At 57.8% G+C, this 5,318-nt stretch carries 3 protein-coding genes and 1 tRNA gene; all 4 read right to left on the bottom strand.

The window, feature by feature from the left end:
- Window positions 1-31: 31 nt before the first annotated feature.
- Window positions 32-116, bottom strand: a tRNA-Leu gene (locus ACMX3H_RS19425).
- Between the two features lie 593 nt (window positions 117-709).
- Complete coding sequence (gene asnB, locus ACMX3H_RS19420) at window positions 710-2,371, bottom strand: asparagine synthase B (RefSeq protein WP_415211841.1); 1,662 nt, start codon at window positions 2,369-2,371, stop codon at window positions 710-712.
- A 465-nt stretch (window positions 2,372-2,836) separates the two neighbouring features.
- Window positions 2,837-4,075 carry a DNA-binding transcriptional regulator NagC gene (gene nagC, locus ACMX3H_RS19415; protein ID WP_415211842.1) on the bottom strand — a complete coding sequence of 413 codons (1,239 nt, stop codon included), beginning with the start codon at window positions 4,073-4,075 and terminating at the stop codon, window positions 2,837-2,839.
- 17 nt (window positions 4,076-4,092) lie between these two features.
- On the bottom strand, window positions 4,093-5,238 hold the full coding sequence (gene nagA, locus ACMX3H_RS19410; RefSeq protein ID WP_415211843.1) for an N-acetylglucosamine-6-phosphate deacetylase: 1,146 nt from the start codon (window positions 5,236-5,238) through the stop codon (window positions 4,093-4,095).
- Window positions 5,239-5,318 lie beyond the last annotated feature (80 nt).

Genomic DNA, 5,318 nt, shown 5'->3' with positions numbered 1-5,318 from the left:
GCTATACCCCATTTGCTGCTAACCGAAACAATGGTGCGGGAGGCGAGACTTGAACTCGCACACCTTGCGGCGCCAGAACCTAAATCTAGTGCGTCTACCAATTTCGCCACTCCCGCAAAGTATGGTGGCTACGACGGAATTCGAACCTGTGACCCCACCATTATGAGTGCTGTATTCTAACCAGCTGAGCTACGTAGCCAACTTTCCACATGACCTACATTCGGCGTTGCGGGGCGCATTATGCGGAGTTGACGAACTTCAGTCAACCCCTTTTTTTCGCTTAACCGGCATTGCGCGGGCCGTTTGTCTGGCTTATGAACAACCTGACGATAAAAGCGGCTAACGCAATGATTTTCCCGCGCTCACGGGCGTGAATCGCGGGTCGGCAAGGGGCTTTTTGACCGGGGCAACATGGATGATTGACGGGGGCGGCAGACCTCCGGTTCGCCGGCGTGATAACCGTCCTGGGAACGTCTGCGCGGCATAAGCCCGCCGTCCTGGCGCACGCTGGCGCGACATTTGCCTGTCGTTACGGCGAACATCAGAGCCAGCCACACCCGCCTTCCATCATGCCAACGCCAACGGGACCCCTGTCTGCCCTCCGGCGATGGGGTCTAGATCGGTTGCCGACCTCCGCCGAGGTGCAAAGCGCCTGGTGACGCCTGCCCGCGGCCTGCTTGCTAGAACGGAGGGTCGGGCGGGATGCCCGTTAATAGGCCGAAGCGTGTACGCCCACCGCGCGACCGGAGGGATCGTCCATTTTCTTGAAGGATTCATCCCATTCAATGGCCTTGGCGGAAGAACAGGCCACAGACGGGCCGCCCGGGACGCATTCCGCGGCGCTCGGCAGCGGGAACAGCGCTTCAAACATCTCCCGGTACAGATAACCTTCTTTGGAGGTGGCCGTGTTGTACGGAAAACGGAAATGCGCATTGGCCAGCTGCCGATCGCTGATTTGCTCTGCGGCGATGGCTTTCAGGCTATCGATCCAGCTGTAGCCCACACCGTCGGAGAATTGCTCTTTTTGCCGCCAGGCGACGCTCTCCGGCAGGTAATCGGCGAAGCACTCGCGCAAAACGTGTTTTTCAATTTTGCCGTTACCGCACATTTTATCCTGTGGGTTGATTCGCATGGCCACGTCCAGGAATTGCTTATCGAGGAAGGGAACACGCGCTTCGACGCCCCAGGCGGACATCGCTTTGTTGGCGCGGGCGCAGTCATACATATGCAGGGCCTGCAGCTTACATACCAGCTCTTCGTGGAACTCTTTAGCGTTCGGCGCCTTGTGGAAATAGAGGTAGCCGCCGAAAACTTCATCGGCGCCTTCGCCGGACAGGACCATTTTGATGCCCATCGCTTTGATCTTGCGCGACATTAAATACATTGGCGTCGAAGCACGAATGGTCGTGACATCATAGGTTTCGATGTGATAAATCACGTCGCGAATCGCGTCCAGCCCTTCTTGCACCGTGAAATGGATTTCATGATGCACCGTGCCCAGCGCCGCCGCCATTTTACTGGCGGCGCTCAGATCCGGCGAGCCTTCCAGGCCCACGGCAAAGGAGTGCAGCTGCGGCCACCAGGCTTCGCTTTTGGCCTGGTCTTCCAACCGGCGGGCGGCGTATTTTTTGGTGATGGCGGAAATAATGGAAGAATCAAGCCCGCCGGACAGCAGTACGCCGTAAGGCACGTCGGACATCAGATGGCTTTTCACCGACTCCTCAAGCGCCGCCTTTAGCGCCGCCTTGTCGGTAACGTTGTCCTTCACCCGATCATAGTCGAACCAATCACGCTGATAGTACTGACGCATTTCGCCGTCCTGGCTCCAGAGATAGTGGCCTGGAAGGAATTCCTGCAGCGTGCGGCAGACCGGAACCAGCGCTTTCATTTCTGATGCGACGTACAGGTTACCGTGCTCGTCATGCCCCATATACAGGGGAATGATGCCCATGTGATCGCGGCCGATTAAATAGGCGTCTTTTTCCGTGTCGTACAGGATAAAAGCGAACATGCCGCGCAGTTCATCCAAAAATTCCGGGCCTTTTTCCTGATACAGGGCCAGGATCACCTCACAATCGGAACCGGTTTGAAAAGCGTAGCGATCGCCCAGCTGTTCGCGGATAAGCTGGTGGTTGTAGATCTCGCCATTGACCGCCAGTACATGGGTGTGCGCCGCGTTATAAAGGGGTTGGGCGCCGGTGTTGACGTCGACGATAGACAGACGTTCATGGGCCAGTATTGCTTTATCGCCCGCATAGACACCGGACCAGTCGGGGCCGCGATGATGCATCAGGCGGGAGCATTCCAACGCCTGTTTACGCAGTTCGACCGGATCGGTCTTCAGATCCAGCACCCCAAAAATAGAACACATAGCTTTTCCCTCATGATTAATCCCGGCGGTCGCCGTGTCGTCGCTTGCGCCGTCACGTTAGCAACGATTTAGCACCAAAATGGCCCAACAATTCAATATCCATGCAGAAATAAACCCTATCGGCCGAATAATATTTAATGAAATGTGCAATAAATTACATAAAAAGCAGTAAAGCAGAAGAAAAAGGCTCGTTCATTGCGAATTCGATAATGGGATTTTTACCGCCGGCGGCCGTGGCCCGGGTGCGGCGCGTAACCGCCTTGCCGACCCAGCAGGCCAAACGGGCCCTCTGGACGAGGGAATTTTGAAACAATCACGGGGCAAACCGGGCAGGGACTCTTTCGCAGTGCAGGCCCGGGAAATAACCGGGTGAGCCGGGCAGGACTTCAGATAAGGCGCAGCGGTTTTATGGTTTTCGCCACGGCGGCAGCGTCCTCACCCGCGCCGCGTGCCGCCGCGGGCAGATCAGCGGTGCGCCGGCGAATCGGTCTCCAGCAGCCGCTGTAGCAGCACACCATTAAGCATAGCGCGTTTGACCAGGGCAAAAGCGCCGATGGCCGAACTGTGGTCCAGCGCCGAGATTACGACCGGTAAATTTTGCCGGAAGGCTTTCAGCACCTGATTATCGATACAGCGCTGCACGGCCGGCAGCAAAATTTTGTGGGCTTCGGTGATTTCGCCCGCCAGCACCACCTTTTGCGGATTGAACAGGTTGATGCTCAGGGCGATAACCTTGCCCAACTGGCGCCCCACCTGTTTGATAACTTCCACCGCCAGCCCGTCGCCGCGGTTGGCGGCCTGGCAAATGGTGTCTATTCGGCAGTGGTCCGGCGTCAGTTTGCTGGCGTAACCCTGACTGAGCAACAGACGCACCCGTTGCTCTATCGCGGCATTGGCGGCAATGGTTTCCAGACAGCCAAAATTGCCGCAGTGGCAGCGCTCTCCCAGCGGATCGACCTGGATATGGCCCATTTCACCGACGTTGCCGTTGCTGCCGAGGAATATCTGGCCGTTAATTAAGATCCCCGCGCCGGTACCGCGGTGCAGCCTGACCAAAATGGAATCGGCGCAGTCCTGGGTTGCACCAAAATAGTGCTCCGCCAGCGCTAAACTGCGTATGTCGTGGCCCACAAACGCGGTGAGATTGAAGCGCTGTTGTAACTGCTCTACCAGCGGCCAACGGTGAACCTGTATATGGGGCATATAGCGGACAATGCCGGAGAAGGGATCGACCAGCCCCGGTAAAATCACCGAGATAGCGATAAGCTCGCGGATTTTACGTTGCGCTTGCTCGAGAAAGTCGGCGATAGCTTCCATGAGCGCCAGCTCCAACGTCTGCTGTGTCCGCTGCGGTAGCGGGAAGAACGCCTCCAGCAGGGCCTTGCTGCTCAAATCATAGAGCATGATCGTCGCATCATGCCGGCCGAGGCGAACGCCGATGGCCTGGAAGGCGCGGGTCTCGGCCACGATGGAGATCGCCCGCCTGCCGCCGGTGGACGCTTGCTGATCCACTTCGCGAATCAAGCCGCGTTCCAGCAATTGGCGGGTGATCTTGGTGATACTGGCGGGCGCGAGCTGACTCTGTTCGGCTATCTGGATGCGGGAAATGGGCCCCATTTGATCGATGAGACGGTAGACCGCCGCGCTATTTAACTGTTTAACAAGGTCAATATTGCCTATCGGGGTCTGTCCGCCTGGTGTCATCGCTTACTCGCTTATGGTCAAACTTCGTTGCCGTTAACGATAGTTTTACTGATTTTATAATCGCGGGTGAAGGCGGTTAAATTGGCGATTTTGCCCACCGTCAGCGTCCCTAACCTCGCGTCCGTGCCCATTGCCCGTGCCGGGTAAAGGGTGGCCATGCGCAATGCCTCATCCAGCGCGATACCGGCGTATTCGACACTATTGCGCACCGCTTCAATCATGGTAAGCGCCGAGCCGCTGAGGGTACCGTGCTCATCCACGCACAGGCCATCGCGATAGTATATTGTTTTGCCGGCAAAAATGAACAGCTCAATATTCTCGGTGCCGGCCGCCGGTGCGGTGGCATCGGTGACCAGCACCAGGCGATCGCCCTTGATACGTTTGGCGTTACGCACGTTGGCCCAGTTGACGTGCAGGCCGTCGGTGATAATGCCGCAGTAGATTTCGGGGGCGTCGAACAGGGCGCCGATGACCCCCGGTTCGCGTCCGACCAGCGGTGGCATGGCGTTGAACAGATGGGTGGCGAAGCTGATGCCGGCGGCAAAACCCGCCTTGGCCTGATCATAGGTGGCGTTGGAATGGCCGATGGAAACACGGATACCGGCATCGCTGAGCCGACGGATCATCTGGGGATCCACCTGCTCGGGGGCCAGGGTCATTTTGCTAATCACATCGCTGTTCGCGCAAAGGAATTCTACCATCTCTTCCGTTGGTGCGCGCATTAACGCCGGGTCATGGGTGCCTTTCTTGGCCGGGCTGAGGTACGGGCCTTCCAGATGCAGCCCCAGCGCCTGATGTTTATGCTGCGCCAAAAAGGCGCGCATCACCTCCACCGCCCGACGCATAAATTCATCGGTACTGGTAATCAGTGTCGGCAGGAAACTGGTGCAGCCGGAGCGCTGGTTGGCGGCCTGCATTGTTTCCAGCGTTTCGACAGACAGCGCCGCCAGGCTGTCGTTGAACTGCACGCCGCCGCAGCCGTTAAGCTGCAGGTCGATGAAACCGGGCGCCAGCGCGGCACCGGCCAGATCACGGCGTTCAATGCCGGCAGGCAGGCTGTCGGCGGGGCAAATGGCGTCGATAACGCCGTCCGCGACCACCAGTGCGTGGTGATCGAGAATCTCGCTGCCGGTATAGATGCGGCCGTTGGTTAAAGCATGCATAGTCAGCTCCGGGAGGTTAGTCGGCGGTGTTCAGATTGTCTTGTTCCAGTTCACGGAAGTATTTGACCGTTTTCACCTTC

Source organism: Sodalis sp. (in: enterobacteria) (assembly GCF_047607725.1).
GTDB lineage: Bacteria > Pseudomonadota > Gammaproteobacteria > Enterobacterales > Enterobacteriaceae > JBLKSS01.
Note: the sequence above shows the minus strand (reverse complement) of the source record. Positions and strands in the feature narration are given on the sequence as shown.

Coding starts and splice junctions, on each gene's coding strand:
- asnB (WP_415211841.1), bottom strand. CDS start 2,371: ATGTGTTCTATTTTTGGGGTGCTGGATCTGAAGACCGATCCGGTCGAA.
- nagC (WP_415211842.1), bottom strand. CDS start 4,075: ATGACACCAGGCGGACAGACCCCGATAGGCAATATTGACCTTGTTAAA.
- nagA (WP_415211843.1), bottom strand. CDS start 5,238: ATGCATGCTTTAACCAACGGCCGCATCTATACCGGCAGCGAGATTCTC.